Source organism: Candidatus Glassbacteria bacterium, from assembly GCA_019456185.1.
Classification (GTDB): domain Bacteria; phylum Gemmatimonadota; class Glassbacteria; order GWA2-58-10; family GWA2-58-10; genus JAJRTS01.
In genome coordinates, this window is sequence record VRUH01000187.1 from 1 (window position 1) to 825 (window position 825).

The 825-nt window shown below is 54.7% G+C and carries 1 protein-coding gene; it reads right to left on the minus strand.

Features of this window, described 5'->3' with window-relative positions; genetic code table 11:
- The coding region (locus FVQ81_18785) for a hypothetical protein (protein MBW7998575.1) at window positions 1-825 on the minus strand (825 nt) is incomplete at both ends.

Below are 825 nucleotides of genomic sequence, written 5' to 3' on the forward strand. Positions count from 1 at the left end.
AATGTAGCCAATTTCGACGAGACCCTCTGTGCCGGAGCTGAGTTCCAGGGCTTTTTTTGCATGCTCCCCGCCTTGCAGAAGGTCCTCTCCGGGAGAGTCGCTGTATCCGAAGAAAACCGGTAAAATATAACTCCAGGCAAGAATAGTATAAGGTAGAGGATAATTCGGCTCGAGTGCGATGGCTTTCCGGCTCCATTCACGAGCAAGTAGCATGTCTTTTTTGCCCCAGCGTTTGATATGTTTGTCAGCACGATAAACTGCGGCAAGGGCTTCCAGATTTTTCGTGCCGCTTACTAATCTTCGTATAGATTCCCCCCTGCTTAGTTCGACTAGCAGTTCTTCCATAATTTTGAGGGTAATCTCATCCTGGATGGCAAAAAAATCCACCAATTCCCGATCGTAGCGGCCTGCCCAGAGGTGTTGTCCCGTGGCGGCGTCAATCAACTGGGCCGTGACGCGGAGGCGCTTCTCGACTTTCTGCACGCTTCCCTCCAGCACGTAGCGCACGCCCAACTCCCGCCCGATTTTCCGCACATCCACCGGCTTGCCCTTGTATTGGAAAGAGGAATTGCGGGCGATCACGAATAGATCGTGGGCCCCGGCCAGCCCGGTGATGATGTTTTCGCTGAGGCTGTCGCCGAAATACTCCTGTTCCGGGTCTCTACTCAAATTCTCGAATGCCAGTACGGCGATAGAGGGCTTTTCGGGCAGGGGGTAGTCAGCTTCCTGCTCGAAGACGGCCAATGCCGCTTCGGCAGCACGTTGTTCATAATAGTTCCATCCGAAGTATCCCCCCACCGCGGCCAGGGCCAGCACGGCCGCAGC